This window comes from Paenibacillus sp. P13VS, assembly GCF_015143645.1.
GTDB classification, from domain to species: domain Bacteria; phylum Bacillota; class Bacilli; order Paenibacillales; family Paenibacillaceae; genus Paenibacillus; species Paenibacillus xylanilyticus_A.
The window spans coordinates 1-13,868 of record NZ_WYEV01000008.1 but is presented as its reverse complement, the minus strand read 5'-3'; the positions used below and the strand labels follow the sequence as shown (position 1 = coordinate 13,868).

General features: G+C 45.8%; 12 protein-coding genes, 15 tRNA genes and 1 rRNA gene. 1 reads left to right on the top strand and 27 read right to left on the bottom strand.

The window, feature by feature from the left end:
- Window positions 1–219: 219 nt before the first annotated feature.
- The 10 genes from zwf to GUA98_RS20060 all read right to left on the bottom strand — a co-directional run bounded on the left by zwf (window position 220) and on the right by GUA98_RS20060 (window position 8,012).
- Window positions 220–1,770: a glucose-6-phosphate dehydrogenase gene (gene zwf / locus GUA98_RS20105; protein WP_193724203.1), complete on the bottom strand. Its 1,551-nt coding sequence runs from the start codon at window positions 1,768–1,770 to the stop codon at window positions 220–222.
- A 249-nt stretch (window positions 1,771–2,019) separates the two neighbouring features.
- Window positions 2,020–2,757: a YwmB family TATA-box binding protein gene (locus tag GUA98_RS20100; protein WP_193724202.1), complete on the bottom strand. Its 738-nt coding sequence runs from the start codon at window positions 2,755–2,757 to the stop codon at window positions 2,020–2,022.
- A 218-nt stretch (window positions 2,758–2,975) separates the two neighbouring features.
- Window positions 2,976–3,644, bottom strand: coding sequence for a response regulator transcription factor (locus tag GUA98_RS20095; protein ID WP_153979924.1), 669 nt, complete (start codon window positions 3,642–3,644; stop codon window positions 2,976–2,978).
- The gene (locus tag GUA98_RS20090; protein WP_153979925.1) at window positions 3,586–4,701 is read right to left on the bottom strand and encodes a sensor histidine kinase; all 1,116 of its coding nucleotides are present in this window, start codon (window positions 4,699–4,701) and stop codon (window positions 3,586–3,588) included. The genes GUA98_RS20095 and GUA98_RS20090 overlap by 59 nt, the downstream gene beginning before the upstream one ends.
- Window positions 4,702–4,735: 34 nt before the next feature.
- Window positions 4,736–5,383 (bottom strand): cell wall-active antibiotics response protein LiaF, encoded by a 648-nt coding sequence (gene liaF / locus GUA98_RS20085; protein ID WP_193724201.1) that lies wholly within the window; start codon window positions 5,381–5,383, stop codon window positions 4,736–4,738.
- A 149-nt stretch (window positions 5,384–5,532) separates the two neighbouring features.
- Window positions 5,533–6,240 carry a PspA/IM30 family protein gene (locus GUA98_RS20080; protein WP_193724200.1) on the bottom strand — a complete coding sequence of 236 codons (708 nt, stop codon included), beginning with the start codon at window positions 6,238–6,240 and terminating at the stop codon, window positions 5,533–5,535.
- A 1-nt stretch (window position 6,241) separates the two neighbouring features.
- Window positions 6,242–6,745, bottom strand: coding sequence for a PspC domain-containing protein (locus GUA98_RS20075; RefSeq protein WP_193724199.1), 504 nt, complete (start codon window positions 6,743–6,745; stop codon window positions 6,242–6,244).
- Window positions 6,746–6,762: 17 nt separating this feature from the next.
- Window positions 6,763–6,993: a PspC domain-containing protein gene (locus GUA98_RS20070; protein ID WP_095292218.1), complete on the bottom strand. Its 231-nt coding sequence runs from the start codon at window positions 6,991–6,993 to the stop codon at window positions 6,763–6,765.
- Between the two features lie 4 nt (window positions 6,994–6,997).
- Complete coding sequence (locus GUA98_RS20065; RefSeq protein ID WP_110756943.1) at window positions 6,998–7,669, bottom strand: PspA/IM30 family protein; 672 nt, start codon at window positions 7,667–7,669, stop codon at window positions 6,998–7,000.
- 34 nt (window positions 7,670–7,703) lie between these two features.
- Window positions 7,704–8,012: a LiaF transmembrane domain-containing protein gene (locus tag GUA98_RS20060; protein WP_095292221.1), complete on the bottom strand. Its 309-nt coding sequence runs from the start codon at window positions 8,010–8,012 to the stop codon at window positions 7,704–7,706.
- Window positions 8,013–8,503: 491 nt separating this feature from the next.
- Here GUA98_RS20060 and GUA98_RS30195 point away from each other — a divergent pair, with 491 nt between their 5' ends.
- Window positions 8,504–10,891, top strand: coding sequence for a helix-turn-helix domain-containing protein (locus tag GUA98_RS30195; protein ID WP_153979927.1), 2,388 nt, complete (start codon window positions 8,504–8,506; stop codon window positions 10,889–10,891).
- 101 nt (window positions 10,892–10,992) lie between these two features.
- On the opposite strand, the gene GUA98_RS20050 is transcribed toward GUA98_RS30195, so the two are convergent.
- From GUA98_RS20050 to GUA98_RS19970, 17 genes are all read right to left on the bottom strand, one after another.
- Window positions 10,993–11,940 (bottom strand): class I SAM-dependent methyltransferase, encoded by a 948-nt coding sequence (locus GUA98_RS20050; RefSeq protein ID WP_193724198.1) that lies wholly within the window; start codon window positions 11,938–11,940, stop codon window positions 10,993–10,995.
- 269 nt (window positions 11,941–12,209) lie between these two features.
- Window positions 12,210–12,288, bottom strand: a tRNA-Leu gene (locus GUA98_RS20045).
- Between the two features lie 34 nt (window positions 12,289–12,322).
- A tRNA-Cys gene (locus tag GUA98_RS20040) sits at window positions 12,323–12,396 on the bottom strand.
- 7 nt (window positions 12,397–12,403) lie between these two features.
- Window positions 12,404–12,478, bottom strand: a tRNA-Gly gene (locus tag GUA98_RS20035).
- Window positions 12,479–12,481: 3 nt separating this feature from the next.
- Window positions 12,482–12,556, bottom strand: a tRNA-Gln gene (locus GUA98_RS20030).
- 7 nt (window positions 12,557–12,563) lie between these two features.
- Window positions 12,564–12,639 (bottom strand) — tRNA-His (locus GUA98_RS20025).
- 29 nt (window positions 12,640–12,668) lie between these two features.
- A tRNA-Trp gene (locus GUA98_RS20020) sits at window positions 12,669–12,742 on the bottom strand.
- 6 nt (window positions 12,743–12,748) lie between these two features.
- Window positions 12,749–12,834 (bottom strand) — tRNA-Tyr (locus GUA98_RS20015).
- Window positions 12,835–12,838: 4 nt separating this feature from the next.
- Window positions 12,839–12,914, bottom strand: a tRNA-Thr gene (locus GUA98_RS20010).
- Window positions 12,915–12,934: 20 nt separating this feature from the next.
- Window positions 12,935–13,010: transfer RNA gene (locus tag GUA98_RS20005), tRNA-Phe, on the bottom strand.
- Window positions 13,011–13,103: 93 nt separating this feature from the next.
- Window positions 13,104–13,181 (bottom strand) — tRNA-Asp (locus GUA98_RS20000).
- A 27-nt stretch (window positions 13,182–13,208) separates the two neighbouring features.
- A tRNA-Met gene (locus tag GUA98_RS19995) sits at window positions 13,209–13,282 on the bottom strand.
- 17 nt (window positions 13,283–13,299) lie between these two features.
- Window positions 13,300–13,375, bottom strand: a tRNA-Val gene (locus GUA98_RS19990).
- A 69-nt stretch (window positions 13,376–13,444) separates the two neighbouring features.
- Window positions 13,445–13,516 (bottom strand) — tRNA-Glu (locus GUA98_RS19985).
- Window positions 13,517–13,522: 6 nt separating this feature from the next.
- Window positions 13,523–13,614: transfer RNA gene (locus GUA98_RS19980), tRNA-Ser, on the bottom strand.
- A gap of 3 nt (window positions 13,615–13,617) precedes the next feature.
- Window positions 13,618–13,693 (bottom strand) — tRNA-Asn (locus GUA98_RS19975).
- A 66-nt stretch (window positions 13,694–13,759) separates the two neighbouring features.
- Window positions 13,760–13,868 (bottom strand): 23S ribosomal RNA (locus tag GUA98_RS19970); the annotation flags it as partial.

Below are 13,868 nucleotides of genomic sequence, written 5' to 3'. Positions count from 1 at the left end.
GTTCGAAGAACTCCTTAGAACTCTTTCGTCCGTTTTTCTTTTGCGTAATTTCTTTAACTCTTGAGTTGAGTATAAGTTATTCACTTACTTTTTGTCAACAACTTATTTTTATTTATTTATTTATTTCCTTATTATTCTTTCTCTCTCCTATGCAAAAAAAGCCCGGAAGAACGCGCACTCACGTCCCATCCAAGGCTTTTTCACACATGATTTACTGGATTAGTTGTTCACTTGCCAAATAACACTGTCTTCGTCCTGCCCATTCACCGGCCACCAGTGGAAACCATCCTGCTCCAGCAGCTTCCCTGTCGCTTCCGGTCCCCATGTGCCTGCAGGATACGTATGCAGTTCTCCATGATTCCCCGCCCATGCGGAAGCAATACGGTCGACAAAAGACCATGCGGTCGCCACTTCATCCCAGCGGGTGAAGTATGTGGAATCCCCTTCTGCCGCATCATGCAGCAGACGCTCGTATGCTTCTGGCGAGTTGATTCCGATCATGCAGCTCTGACAGAAGTCCATTGCGAGCGGCTGAATTTCGGAGTCCGAGCCCGGTTTCTTGGCATTGATTTTAATATAGATGCCTTCCATCGGATTCACCCGAATAACGAGCAGATTCGGTTCCAGTTTATATTTTTTGCCCAGATATACATTGTTCGGCATGGACTTGAATTCAACCACAATCTCCGTCGTTTTCACCGGCAGACGTTTGCCTGTCCGAATGTAGAAAGGGACACCCGCCCAGCGGAAGTTATCCACGAATACACGTGCAGCAAAATAAGTCTCGGTATTTGACTCTGGATTAACCTTGTCCTCCTGACGATACCCCGGAAGCTGTTTGCCCCGGTACTCCCCTTCTGTATACTGTCCACGGACAACGTTATGGCTCACTTCTTCATCGGATGTGAATGGTCGCAAGGAACGCAGCACCTTAACCTTCTCGTCCCGGATATCTTCAGGAAATAAACGGCTTGGCGGCTCCATGGCAATCATCGTCAGCATCTGAAGCATATGATTCTGCCCCATATCCCGCAGCGCACCGGAATGATCGTAGTAACCCCCACGTTCCTCCACACCAACGGTCTCACCAAGTGTGATTTGAACATTCGCAATATGTTTGTTATTCCAGAGCGGCTCAAAAAATGCATTACCAAAGCGGATCACTTCAATATTTTGCACCATTTCCTTGCCCAGATAATGGTCAATCCGATAGATTTCCTCTTCACGGAACACCTCACGGATCTGCTCATTCAACTGCTCGGCAGACTGCAGATCATACCCGAACGGCTTCTCAATGACAAGCCGGTTCCAGCCTCGGCTCTCCAGCATTCCGCCATCACGTAAACTATAAGAGACACTGCCGAACAGCTCTGGAGCCAGTGCCAGATAAAACAGCCGGTTGCCTGGCGTGTTAAACTTTGCTTCCAGGCCTTCTGTTTGATCCCGTAACTCTCTGAAGCCATCCACGTTATTAATATCAAGAGATTTATACTCAAAATGTTCGACAAACGCATTCCACTCATCAGGTTCACCTGCCGGATAACGGCAGAACTCCTTAATGGATTCATGAATGTCTTCCCGGAATTGTTCTGGTGTCCTCGGACGTCTGGCTACACCAATAACCGCAAAGTCTTCGGCTAGCTTGCCTTCGCGGTAAAGACTATAGATTGCCGGAAACAGCTTCCGGCGGGCCAAATCACCCGTTGCTCCAAAAATGAAAAATACTGCGCCTGGCGTCTGCACTTCATCTCGCATTTGTTTTTCGACCATGGGCTCCTCTTCCTTCCGGGAAGACTCTTTTCTCTGCTCTTCCCGAGCTATGTAATGGTGTTATATATGCACAACATACAACCGACAATTACCAGTAGCTTCCTCTTGGATGTGATGCCATTTTAGCATATTGCCTGAAGGGTTGCACTAATTTTCCTGATAAAGGAGCCCCATATTCCTTCAAACATTTCCCTAAAAATTGATCTATAAATATTCATGATCAAGCCTATAAATTCACCTAATATCATTTCAATACTCTATAGTGATTACCGGAAAACCTAACGTAACACGATTGCTTTCCTTATCATGGTCCTGATGTACAGCAATCTGCATGTTCAGAACATCCGAGCCACTCTGGATGGCAGTCGGGAGTTCAGGGACACGGTAGGACACGCTTGCAGTGTTGTCATCCGTATAACGCTCAGCTGCATGCATACTCAGTTGGCCAGACAGCTTAGCCTCTGTCTCTTCTAGTTGATTGCTAACCGATACATCGGTTGTTCCTCTGCCCTGAACTGAAAGGTTCCATGCCGCTTCCACCTCAGAATTTGCAAGCAGCTGATCTACCTGTTCATGCAAAGAAACGAGTTCGCTTAATCCAGTGGAATGATTCCCCGCCAACTGTACAATAACATAGTATCCGTTCTCTCCAGTCACGACGGCATTTACCAATATGCCTGCACGACTTCCTTCAGCCTGAATCTCACTGCGATACACATCATGACCTGTCTGGCTTCCCAAAACCGGTCGCGGCAGTCCCAATTGCTCCGACAAACGTGCTGCTTGTTCCTCTGCACTCCCTATCCCTTGTCCCTGCCATTTGATAATCATGCGTTCAACCTGGTCCATCGCTGCGTTCGAGGTATGTATCAACTGTTCCAGCTTCTCGCCTTCTGACTCGCTTTTCTCTGCATACGCCGTCGTCATACCTATAACAATAATAAGTGCCAAAGCCACTATACCTGCAGACATCCAACGATTTAACATGGTTATCCTCCGCTCTCTCTTCCATTCTATGAATCTATCAACAGCATGCCCCCTTTCCCCATTTGCTAAACTTCTTTGGACATCACAAAAAAAGGCCCGTTCCACCATGTGCATGGTAGAGCAGACCTTTCCACTTGCCGATCTATCTATTCAAATTCGTTAAGTACGTTTTCTTGCTAATGAATTTACTAATTAAAGTCGTTCCCATTACAGTCTTCTTACTCTGCTAGACCATTTTTATAGGCATAGATAGCTGCCTGTGTCCGGTCGTCCACACCAAGTTTGGCCAGGATATTCGTTACATGGAACTTCACTGTTTTGATACCGATGATCAGATCATCGGCTATATCCTGATTGGACTTGCCCTTCGCGAGTAAACGAAGCACATCCATCTCCCGGTCAGTAAGCTCATCATGGGCCGGGGCTGCTGCCTGTGGCTGCCGGAATCGATTCATCATTTTGGAGGCTACCTGCGATTCCAGAACCGATTGTCCACGTGCCGCAGCACGAATTGCATCTGCCACTTCATTGGCTCTTGATGTCTTTAACAGATAGCTGAAGGCCCCTGCCTCAATAACAGGATACATTTTTTCATCATCCAGGTAACTGGTTAGCACGATGACTTTGCATTCCGGATACATTTTGAGCAGCTGCCGTGTAGCCTCGATCCCGTCCATGCCTTCCATGACTAGATCCATCAGAACAACGTCCGGCTTATATTCCTGCGCCAGTCGAATACCTTCCTCGCCACTTCCCGCTTCACCCACAACCTCGATCCCGTCCTCTGTATCGAGCACGGCCGCGAGGCCGATCCGTACCATTTCATGGTCATCCACGAGCAACACTTTGATCGACGTTTCCGTCTCCGTTTCTACTTCCGGTTCCATTGACATGTTCTTCCTCACTTTCATCGCTCATCAAAGGTATCGTTATCTCAATTCGTGTTCCCTTACCTGGTGCCGTTACAAATTGAATGGCTCCCCCGATCTCCGTAACACGTTCCCGCATGTTGGCCAGACCATAGGAAGCCTGCTTTTGGTCATCCAGATCGAAGCCCTGACCATCATCACGAATAAGCACACGAATTGCATCGGTCCGGCGCTGCAGCCGAATCTCCATTTTTTCTGCCTTGGCATGGCGCAGTGTATTGGACATCGCTTCCTGAATAATTCGGAACAGATGATTCTCAATGCCTTTGACCAAATGGATATCTTCATCCATCTCAAGTACAATGTCCATGGGTACTTTGGTTTTTAATTCCATGACAAGATCTTTCAGGCCCTGTTCTAAATGTTTGCCTTCCAGATAAACCGGTCGCAAATGCAGAAGCAATGCGCGCATCTCGGATTGGGCTACCGAAGCCATCTCCTCAATCAATGCCACCTGCCGCTGGGCACGTGCAAAGTCCTTCTCCATCTTTCGTCCAACCGCTGTGGCAGTCATCGAAATGGCAAACAACTGCTGAGAAACGGCATCATGCAACTCTCGTGCCAATCGCTGCCGCTCTTCCACAATTGCCGTTATTCTGGCTTGCTCTGCGAGCTGTGCATTGTTGGTCGATAGTCGTTGCAGTGAGGTAACCTGATCTTCCCACTTCTTGCCGATCCGCCCGAGCTGTTCGCTTAAACGGCCTACATCGTCGATCCCCAGATCGGGTACGGTGCGCGATAGAGATCCCTTTTCCCATTGTAGAAGGGTTTCCCGCAGCAATTCAAGCCTGCGTTTGACCCGGTAACTCTGATAGAAGCCAAAAGACGCTCCGATGCCTATCAGCAATAAAACCAGCGCTAAGCCAGACTGAATCAGATGCCTCCATCCAGCAAACGGAGCAAGATAACCATATGTATACAGCACATATAAGATCACAGCGAGCACAATGAAAACAAGGAGGATCCCTTCACCCATACTTCGGGTTACCATGTCGGTATGTCGTTTTGTCTTCAACCGGGTCTCCTCCTTTTCTTCACTTATTGATTTATTACGGATTAAGAATGCTTAGGTCGCCAACAATATAAGAAATAACAAATTTTGCTTTATGTTCACTGGTTTCGTAACCAGGCGTTCTCCATATCAACTTGTTCATCATGCCGCTGTCTTTTTCCCCATTCAGACTAATTCGTCCAAACATGACCGAAGCCTCAATCTCTACTCCGTAATCCTCAGGCAGTGTCAAACGAACATTTCCCATAACTCCTTGCAGCAATACAATGGTCTGTTTTTCTTCCGGAATGGAGAGAGACAGATCTGCATTAACTTCACCAATAGCGTGCCATAAGCTCATGCTTCGTAACGTCCAAGGCACCTGGTCCCAGTAATAACGGGCCAAAAAATTCTGTTTGCGCATGACATCGCCATGCAGATGCATCTTTTTGTTTTTGGAATAAAAATAGGCCAGTGAAGCCAGTACAATTAAAAATACAATCATCAGGTTCCCAAGCAGCAGAAGACATCCACCAATCGCCAAGTAGCGGTGACCTTTGTGCGTATCTCCTTTACGAACCTGAACCATTCCAATCGTTAACAGGATCAGTGCGGCAGCTGTCAGCAGATTAATATGCTGATTCAATAGCATGATTATACCGATAATAATGATCGCAAATGCAAGCCATTGTTCTTTTTTGTTCATCTCTGCCGCACCTCCTCTGCAAGTTGATTTTCCCTATTCGTTGGAAAAGCCATACCAGGCGATACTGACCTGTATGGCTTAACCTTTGTTCTACAAACCGTTCTTTATTCACGATTTATAGAATATCATATTGTCTGCTGAGCGAACAGTTATTCTTTAGAAGTGCCGCCTGTTTCATTTTTGGACCCGTTGCCCAGTTTGTTTTTCAGGGCTTGCAGTTGTTGATCTACTTTGAACTGTTTTTCAACATCTACAGGATTGGTATACGTAGATTGTGTGTTCCGGTAAGGAGCACGGGATACGTCTGCTTCAGCTTCCAGCTGCATGATTTTCTCTTCCATACGATGGAATCCAAGCGATGCACTACCACTTTCGATTGAATGCAGGCTGTTGATGGAGGACATTTGCTTTTTGGCTTTCGCCATTTGGGCACGGGATACGAGCTCATTGCGTTTGTTACGCATTTTGTAGAACTCGTCTTTCATGTCATGAAGCTGTTGCAGCAGGTCTTTGGCTTGTGCTTCAGATTGTGCGTGCAGTTCACTGTACTCCGTAATTTTTTGATCAAAGTAGATTTTCTCTTCCAGCAATTTGCGCGCTACTTCTTCCTGACCATTAGCCAGCGCAACTTCAGCTTGGGACTCGCGTTGTACCGATGTACGCTCCGCTTCGTCCAGACGCTGCTTCATACGACGCTCATTTGCCATTTGTTTGGCTACTGTTACTTCAGCCTCATGAATCTCGGCCTCCATGTCACGCAAGTACTGGTTCAACATTACAATCGGGTCTTCCACTTTATCCAACATATCATTTACCGACGCTTTAGTCATATCCTTAATCCGTTTAAATACTCCCATTTTACTTTTCTCCCTTCTCGTAACGAGATAATTTTTGGCGTAGCTCTTCAACTTCTTTTTTCAATGCTTTTTTCTCAATATCTTTCATCATGGAATCCAGTTCACTCTCTTGAGGTGCACCTGCTCCATAGCTGTTATTATCGTAAGAACGTGGGCCCGAATGTGGTCTGTTATTGTAACCTGGGCCCGGGCCGAAGCCACCGTGACCTTGATTGTTGCCCCGGAAAGGTCCTCTGTTCGGGTCGTGATCATAGCTGTTGTATCCTCTGCCAGGACCTGCACCAGGGCCGGGACCGTAACCATACGGGTCATAAGGTGGAAACGGTTCTTTCGGTACCACCAAAGCTGCGATAAAGTAGATTAACAACGCTGTGCCGCCTGTTACAAAGATACTGATGACGAAGATGATCCGCAGCAGCGTGGAGTCCATTCCGATGGATTCGGATATCCCGCCGATCAAACCTGTTAGCATCCGGTCACGCGTTGAGCGGTATAATTTGCTCATGTGCTTGCTCCTTTCGTTTACTTATATCCTGTTACGGAATCATATCCGTATGGATCTGCAGGATAGGGTTCCTTCGGCACCACTAATGCAGCGATGAAGTAGATCAGCAATGATGTACCCCCCGTAGCGAAAATACTGATGAAGAAGATGAGACGCAGCAGCATCGAACTAAATCCAAGATTCTCAGAGATGCCGCCGATCAAACCTGTCAGCCTTCGGTTACGCGTCGAGCGGTATAATCTATTCATGTGACTACTCCTTCCTTTCATTGTTCAGCTTCTGTTTCAGGCGCTCCAGCTCTTTATCCAAGGTAGAGGAGGACATGCTGCCTGCTGTTCCTGAACCATCCTGGCTCATGCGGCGAATGTCTCTCAGACTCTGTGCCTCATATTCAAGATCAGAGACTTGGTCGTCCAGGCGATTGAACATTCGAGGTACATTCTGATTATTGTAGTGACCTCTTTGATTCATTCGTTGCTGCAATTGAATGGTTTGCATACGAGCGTAGTAATATTGACGTTTGCTGTACACATTCTGATACTCCACTTTCAGCTGGTCAATCTGTTCATCAAGTTCCTGTAATGCTGCATTGCTCTGGGCATACAGTTCATTGTATTGTTCCATCTTTTCTTCATGGAGAATTTTCTCCTGCAGGGCAAGTTTCGCAAGATGCTCTTCTCCTGCTTTCAGAGCCATTGAAGCCTGCTCTTCACGTTTGTGCACCATACTTGCTGCCTGGTCGGCTTGCTGCTTCATCTGTCTAGTATGGCTTGCATATTGATGACGAAGCTTCTCGGCTTCGCCAATGTCTTGGCGGGTCGAGACCAGAAACTGATCAATCAGTTTGACTGGATCCTGACTTTGCTCCAGATGTTCATTTAATGTAGCTACGGTAATATCCCGCATTCGACGAAATACACTCATTATGTTCTGTCCTCCTTTTCAAGATCGTGATCATTTAGTAGCGGCCACGACGACTGCGATTGTTGCTGAGCATCGAGACACCGAAGATGATTAATCCGATGGCGATGATTGGTCCGATCAACCAAGCCAGTTTACCCATCAGTGACAAGATACCGATGATCAAGACGATCCAGCCCAGCATTACATTTCCTCGTTTAACCCCGTAGTAACCAAGTGCAATCATCAGAATCGGAATCAGATACCCCATCAGGTGTCCAAGAAGCGGAGTTAACTTTCCGAAAAGGATTAGAGCTCCCAGCGCAATCAGGACAATCGCCCAGCCATTCCCCTTATTCCATCTCATAATTTTTTCACCACCCTTTCGGTTTGTATTTTGATTTGTTTATTTGCTCGTTTGTGTTTGTTGTTTCTTGTTCAACCTTATGTCTTTATTCTAGGGGAAACGGGGACTTTTCAAAACAGACCGCGGACGGTTTTTCATCCTAGACTCAGGTCGGGGATGGTGTTGGACCTCCGTCTGTCCTTACATCAGACCTCTGTCGACATACAATGAGCTTGAGATTGGGATGCCTCATATCCCCTTATCCGACTAGAGAGACATAACCTCATCTGAGCTTGCAATCGCCATTGATATGATCTTCCCTTAAGCCTTATGTACGTTTACAAAAGGATTTCGTTTCCCCCGAATGAGGTACGGTTGAATGAGAAGCTCTTCTAAACCCCAAACATAAATACTTTTTTATCCATATAAACAAATTAATGTTGTTATTAATGTAAGCGTTTACTAAAATAGAAGCAGTATTGATCCTAATTCTTAAGTTAGGAGTGGGGGCTGTGCGGTCCATCAGTTATCTTCATAAAATGATTTTGTTTGGCATTCTGCTCAGTACCTTGCCTATTCTGCTGGCCGGAATAGCGGCAATTCTGTATTCCATGAATCAAACGGAGCTGCATCGCATGCAAACGAATAAACAACTTCTTTTACACATGCAGACGAGCGTCGAGCATAAGCTTAACACCATCAGTTATATGCTGGATCAGGCGACTCGGTCTCCTCTTACACTTCAGTCCCTTTCAGCCACACTTCCAGGTACATTAACGACAGCAAACCAGCTTCAATCCGAATTTCAACATATGCGATCCTGGGAGCCCTTAATGGATATTACGCTAGTTAACGAAGCTCAGGATTGGCTGGTCGATCATGTGGGGTTATATCTTAACACGGACTTCCCTTTGGCTCTTCCCATGCGAGATTTGTTGTCCAAAACCCTGACCTCTGGCTGGCAGCTGATTCCATCATCTGTATTTAAGCATAATGAACAGGATTTCCCGTCCGGATGTAATTATCATATCGTGCTCGGCAGATCCATCTCACTTATGAATGCATCCGCTGACTCAGCTTTAATTGGTGGAATTCCTGCATGCTCATTGCATCATTCTATTGTATCTGAATCCGTTGACCTGGATATGTCTTCTTCAGAATTGATTATTGTGAACCGGGAACAGCGCATTCTTGTTCACCCCGATCCTATGTATATTGGACAACCCTTATCAGCAATGAACATAGAAGACATTGAATCTAAAATGGACCTGAGCGAATTGCTCTCTCCGAATACGTCTGCTGCTTCAAAGGAATACCACGAGGTTCGAATGGCTGATACGGAATATTCCTTAACCTTCGCCAAGACACCGTTAAAGGGCTGGACTTATATTTTAATTACACCCATGAATGTCCTATCCCAAGAGTATGTCAAGATTGGACTGTACACTTTGTCTGTAGGCGTAATACTCCTTCTACTCTCCATATTCTTCGTATGGTTAGGTTCAAGGCGTTTGCATATCCCCATACGGAACCTGCTATCGCAGCTAGGAATTACTGACAGAGTTTTATCGAATAAGAAACTGCCACAATCCCTTTTTTCGCTTCAAAATGAATTCGAGCAGATCAAGACCCATATTAACCAGCTGTCAGCTTCTCGGTCCCAGATGGAGTATAAATTAAATCAATACGTTTTGCAGACACGCACTCAGTATATGATAGATATATTTCTAGGTAAGTGCTCGCCCGGCATGCTGCACCAAAACTTGATCGAACTAGGTTACAAAGATCATCTTATTCAGTGGCAACAAATAGCCGTATTGACCCTAAAGACCGATTTGGCAAGTCAAACGAAATATGATCATCACGATCTCGATCTCCTGTTATTTGCCGTTCAAAATATAGTGGAGGAGTCCATCGATAAGGATCGACAACTCCTTCCGATCATTGTGGAACAGACTGTAGTAACCGTAATAGGTTCTATCAAAATGGACAACTCTGTATTTTCAAATGAACTTTACGAAATGACTGAGCTGCTGCATCATCGAGTGAGTGAAGTTTTGAATCTTCAGCTGAATATCCGTTTCAGTCAACCATACTCTTCCTTTTCAGAAATACACCTGGCTTATATTGAAGCTATGAAAATGTTGCAGCAGCAGACCATACCAGGAGCTAGCGTCAAACAAAATGAAGAAGCTTCAATTTATTCTTCCTTGTGGACGCTACCTTACCCTGAGTCACTCGAATATCGTCTTATGCAATCCATTCAATCTGCAGATGAGGCAGAAGCTTCCGTACTATTACAACAGTTGCTTCAGCGTGTATATCATATGGAATGGACCGAGGAAGAATACCAGGTTGCTTTAACACGATTATTGATGCATATATTACAAATGATGCAGGAGTCCGGTATACGACTTGCACAGATCTCTTCAGGGCACAGCCCATTGATCAACGAACTGCTCGCTCTGCAAACGGCTGCCGATATCGAGCAATGGTTTATTCATCGTATTATTAGGCCGGGTGTTGGCATTTTCAGAGAAAGGCAATATGCACAGCATCAGCAGATCTCGGAAAGAATGATTGCCATCATCCATCAGGAATACGATACCGATCTAACACTCGAAGAGTGTGCTTGTCGGCTCCATTATAATGCGAGCTATTTGAGTACTGTGTTTAGCAAAGAAACAGGCTACGCATTCAGTGAATATTTGTCACAGTATCGGTTCAAGATGGCCCGAAAGTGGTTGGATGAAACCGAGCTAACCATTAAGGATATTGCTGCTCGGCTTCGTTACAATAACCCGCAGAACTTTATCCGTTCGTTTCGAAAATGGGAGGGAATTACTCCAGGTCAGTACCGGGAACGTAGACAGAAGCCTCTTCGCTCTTCCATGAAATAATTGATTGTAATGATAAATGAAAAAGGAGCAGATGATCTGCTCCTTTTAATGATTCACGCTCGGTTTTATTTCTTGTTTTATTTCTTGTTTTATTTCTTGTTTTATTTCTTAGCTTCCTTCTTACGAACAATCTTCATATTCTGCTGGTCCAGCTGAATTAGTATTTTTCCGAACCTGCCACCACGTAGGAAGTTAACCACGCCATCTGGATAGGCACTTCGGATATAGTGCTCAGCCTTGTATAGTGAGTCTGTATCCGTAGGCAATCCATAGGTGTTTAGCCATTCCTGTAGATGATCTACAACTTGCTGAACAGGCATCTCAATGCTGTTGACTTCATTTGTTATTAAAGACGTATACGCGTAACCTTTCAAGAATAGCAGCTGCTGTATGTATCCCATATCTCCCGAACGGTAAGGCGGATTAACATGAAGTACCTCTTTTAACTCGTCTATTAACGTATGCACTCTCGGACCGGCCATGGCACTGATATAAACGTATTTGCGTGCACTTTGAATTGCCTGTTCAACGGTTTCCCAATCAGACATTGCGGGGCACATGGATGCAAAGGCAAAGTCATATTTCTGTTCCCAGCCTTTCTCCTGAATCGATATTTCTTCAAAGCGTTCAGGAACAATCTCGATTTTGGACGCTAATGTGCTCGGTATCGTCTCTTTCATCAAAGAAATAAGCAGTTCAGAAGGTTCGACTGCAGTGACAGTAGCCCCCTTTTCTGCAAAAGGAATTGTAAAAATGCCTGAAGCTGCACCAATGTCCAATATGGATAACTCACTAAAATCTACACCCTGATTCTCAATCCAGCTCATGATGCGCTCGGAACGCTGCTTACCTTCTTCTGTAAAGGATTGACGATGATAGTCACGTGCCCAGCGATCAAATGCTTCTTCTGTTTCGAATGGCGCACTCTTCTTCTTATATCTTGGATTTCTCGGCCGCTGCTTCCACGCCTCTTCCCAGATCGATAGATCAAATAATAGTTCTGAATAATTAACTGAATTGTTTGCCTCAGACACTTTTTGCTCAAGCATTACGTTTCACTCCGTTCTATGTAATAAAATTAAAAGTTATCAGAAAGGATCTTCTCTTTTTAAACCAACAAAAGTTATCTCAACAATACGGTGTAGTGATATCACAGTAGTCCATACAGTTCCATATTATAGACTTTATTTATCTACAATATATTTAATTTATTCAAACGTCAACCTCATATATTGATCTATTCATCAATTGCGAAAACCACCAAAATAATAAAAATAACCCTGTGAATTGTCTAAGCAATCCACAGGGTTATGCGTTATACCGGCGAGAGGACTCGAACCTCCACGGTTTCCCACTCGATTTTGAGTCGAGCGCGTCTGCCATTCCGCCACGCCGGCATATCATGTTGTAGTATATTTTGAGTAAATATACTGGAGGCGCCACCCAGATTCGAACTGGGGATAAAGCTTTTGCAGAGCTGTGCCTTACCACTTGGCTATGGCGCCATATTTTTGGAGCGGACGACGGGAATCGAACCCGCGACCCTCGCCTTGGCAAGGCGATGCTCTACCGCTGAGCCACGTCCGCAAATGGCTGGGGATATAGGATTTGAACCTATGCATGACGGAGTCAAAGTCCGTTGCCTTACCGCTTGGCTAATCCCCAAAAATAATGGGGCGATTGAGGGGAATTGAACCCCCGAATGCCGGATCCACAAACCGGTGCGTTAACCACTTCGCCACAATCGCCATGTTCATTATTCACTTAGAAATTTAATTGGCAGGGGCAGCAGGAATTGAACCCACACCAACGGTTTTGGAGACCGTTGTTCTACCTTTAAACTATGCCCCTAAAAACTGGTGGAGGATGATGGATTCGAACCACCGAACCCGTAAGGGAGCAGATTTACAGTCTGATGCGTTTGGCCACTTCGCTAATCCTCCATAGTGGTGCCGGCGAGAGGACTTGAACCCCCAACCTACTGATTACAAGTCAGTTGCTCTACCAGTTGAGCTACACCGGCGTATTAAGTTGTAGTAATAATGGTGGCTCGGGACGGAATCGAACCGCCGACACGAGGATTTTCAGTCCTCTGCTCTACCGACTGAGCTACCGAGCCATAATAAAGTCTAATCATGAATGTTGCACTTTATCCAGGGCGTCGGTGCCATATAACAGACTTAGTGAACAGATTCCTCATGTAGGGTAAAAATGGCGGAACCGACGGGATTCGAACCCGCGATCTCCTGCGTGACAGGCAGGCATGTTAGGCCAACTACACCACGGTTCCAGGTCACTTTCTGTGAAGAAAGTATAATTGCGGGGGCAGGATTTGAACCTGCGGCCTTCGGGTTATGAGCCCGACGAGCTACCGGGCTGCTCCACCCCGCGTCGTTATAAAAATGATATGGTGGAGGCTGAGGGGCTCGAACCCCCGACCCTCTGCTTGTAAGGCAGATGCTCTCCCAGCTGAGCTAAGCCTCCGAACAACACATTTATGATCTTAACATAAAACACTTGTTAAAATCAACCTCTTTTTTGAGGTGAAAATAATGACCCGTAGGGGATTCGAACCCCTGTTACCTCCGTGAAAGGGAGGTGTCTTAACCCCTTGACCAACGGGCCTTACTATGGCGGAGAGAGAGGGATTCGAACCCTCGAGACGCTTGTGGCGCCTACACGATTTCCAATCGTGCTCCTTCGGCCAACTCGGACACCTCTCCATATGGCTCCCCGAACAGGACTCGAACCTGTGACAACTCGATTAACAGTCGAGTGCTCTACCAACTGAGCTATCAGGGAATATTGTTCAGAGATTATTCTCTGAAAACTAGATCCGAAACGAAATTTGCGACTAGAACCTGCAATTTGGATAAGCCCTCGACCGATTAGTACTGGTCAGCTCCATGCATTACTGCACTTCCACCCCCAGCCTATCTACCTCGTCGTCTTCAAGGGGTCTTACATACTGGGAAAT

Bases quoted from the DNA above. Each gene is read 5' to 3' on its own strand.
- zwf (WP_193724203.1), bottom strand. From the start codon at position 1,770: ATGGTCGAAAAACAAATGCGAGATGAAGTGCAGACGCCAGGCGCAGTA.
- GUA98_RS20100 (WP_193724202.1), bottom strand. From the start codon at position 2,757: ATGTTAAATCGTTGGATGTCTGCAGGTATAGTGGCTTTGGCACTTATT.
- GUA98_RS20095 (WP_153979924.1), bottom strand. From the start codon at position 3,644: ATGGAACCGGAAGTAGAAACGGAGACGGAAACGTCGATCAAAGTGTTG.
- liaF (WP_193724201.1), bottom strand. From the start codon at position 5,383: ATGAACAAAAAAGAACAATGGCTTGCATTTGCGATCATTATTATCGGT.
- GUA98_RS20080 (WP_193724200.1), bottom strand. From the start codon at position 6,240: ATGGGAGTATTTAAACGGATTAAGGATATGACTAAAGCGTCGGTAAAT.
- GUA98_RS20075 (WP_193724199.1), bottom strand. From the start codon at position 6,745: ATGAGCAAATTATACCGCTCAACGCGTGACCGGATGCTAACAGGTTTG.
- GUA98_RS20070 (WP_095292218.1), bottom strand. From the start codon at position 6,993: ATGAATAGATTATACCGCTCGACGCGTAACCGAAGGCTGACAGGTTTG.
- GUA98_RS20065 (WP_110756943.1), bottom strand. From the start codon at position 7,669: ATGAGTGTATTTCGTCGAATGCGGGATATTACCGTAGCTACATTAAAT.
- GUA98_RS20060 (WP_095292221.1), bottom strand. From the start codon at position 8,012: ATGAGATGGAATAAGGGGAATGGCTGGGCGATTGTCCTGATTGCGCTG.
- GUA98_RS20050 (WP_193724198.1), bottom strand. From the start codon at position 11,940: ATGCTTGAGCAAAAAGTGTCTGAGGCAAACAATTCAGTTAATTATTCA.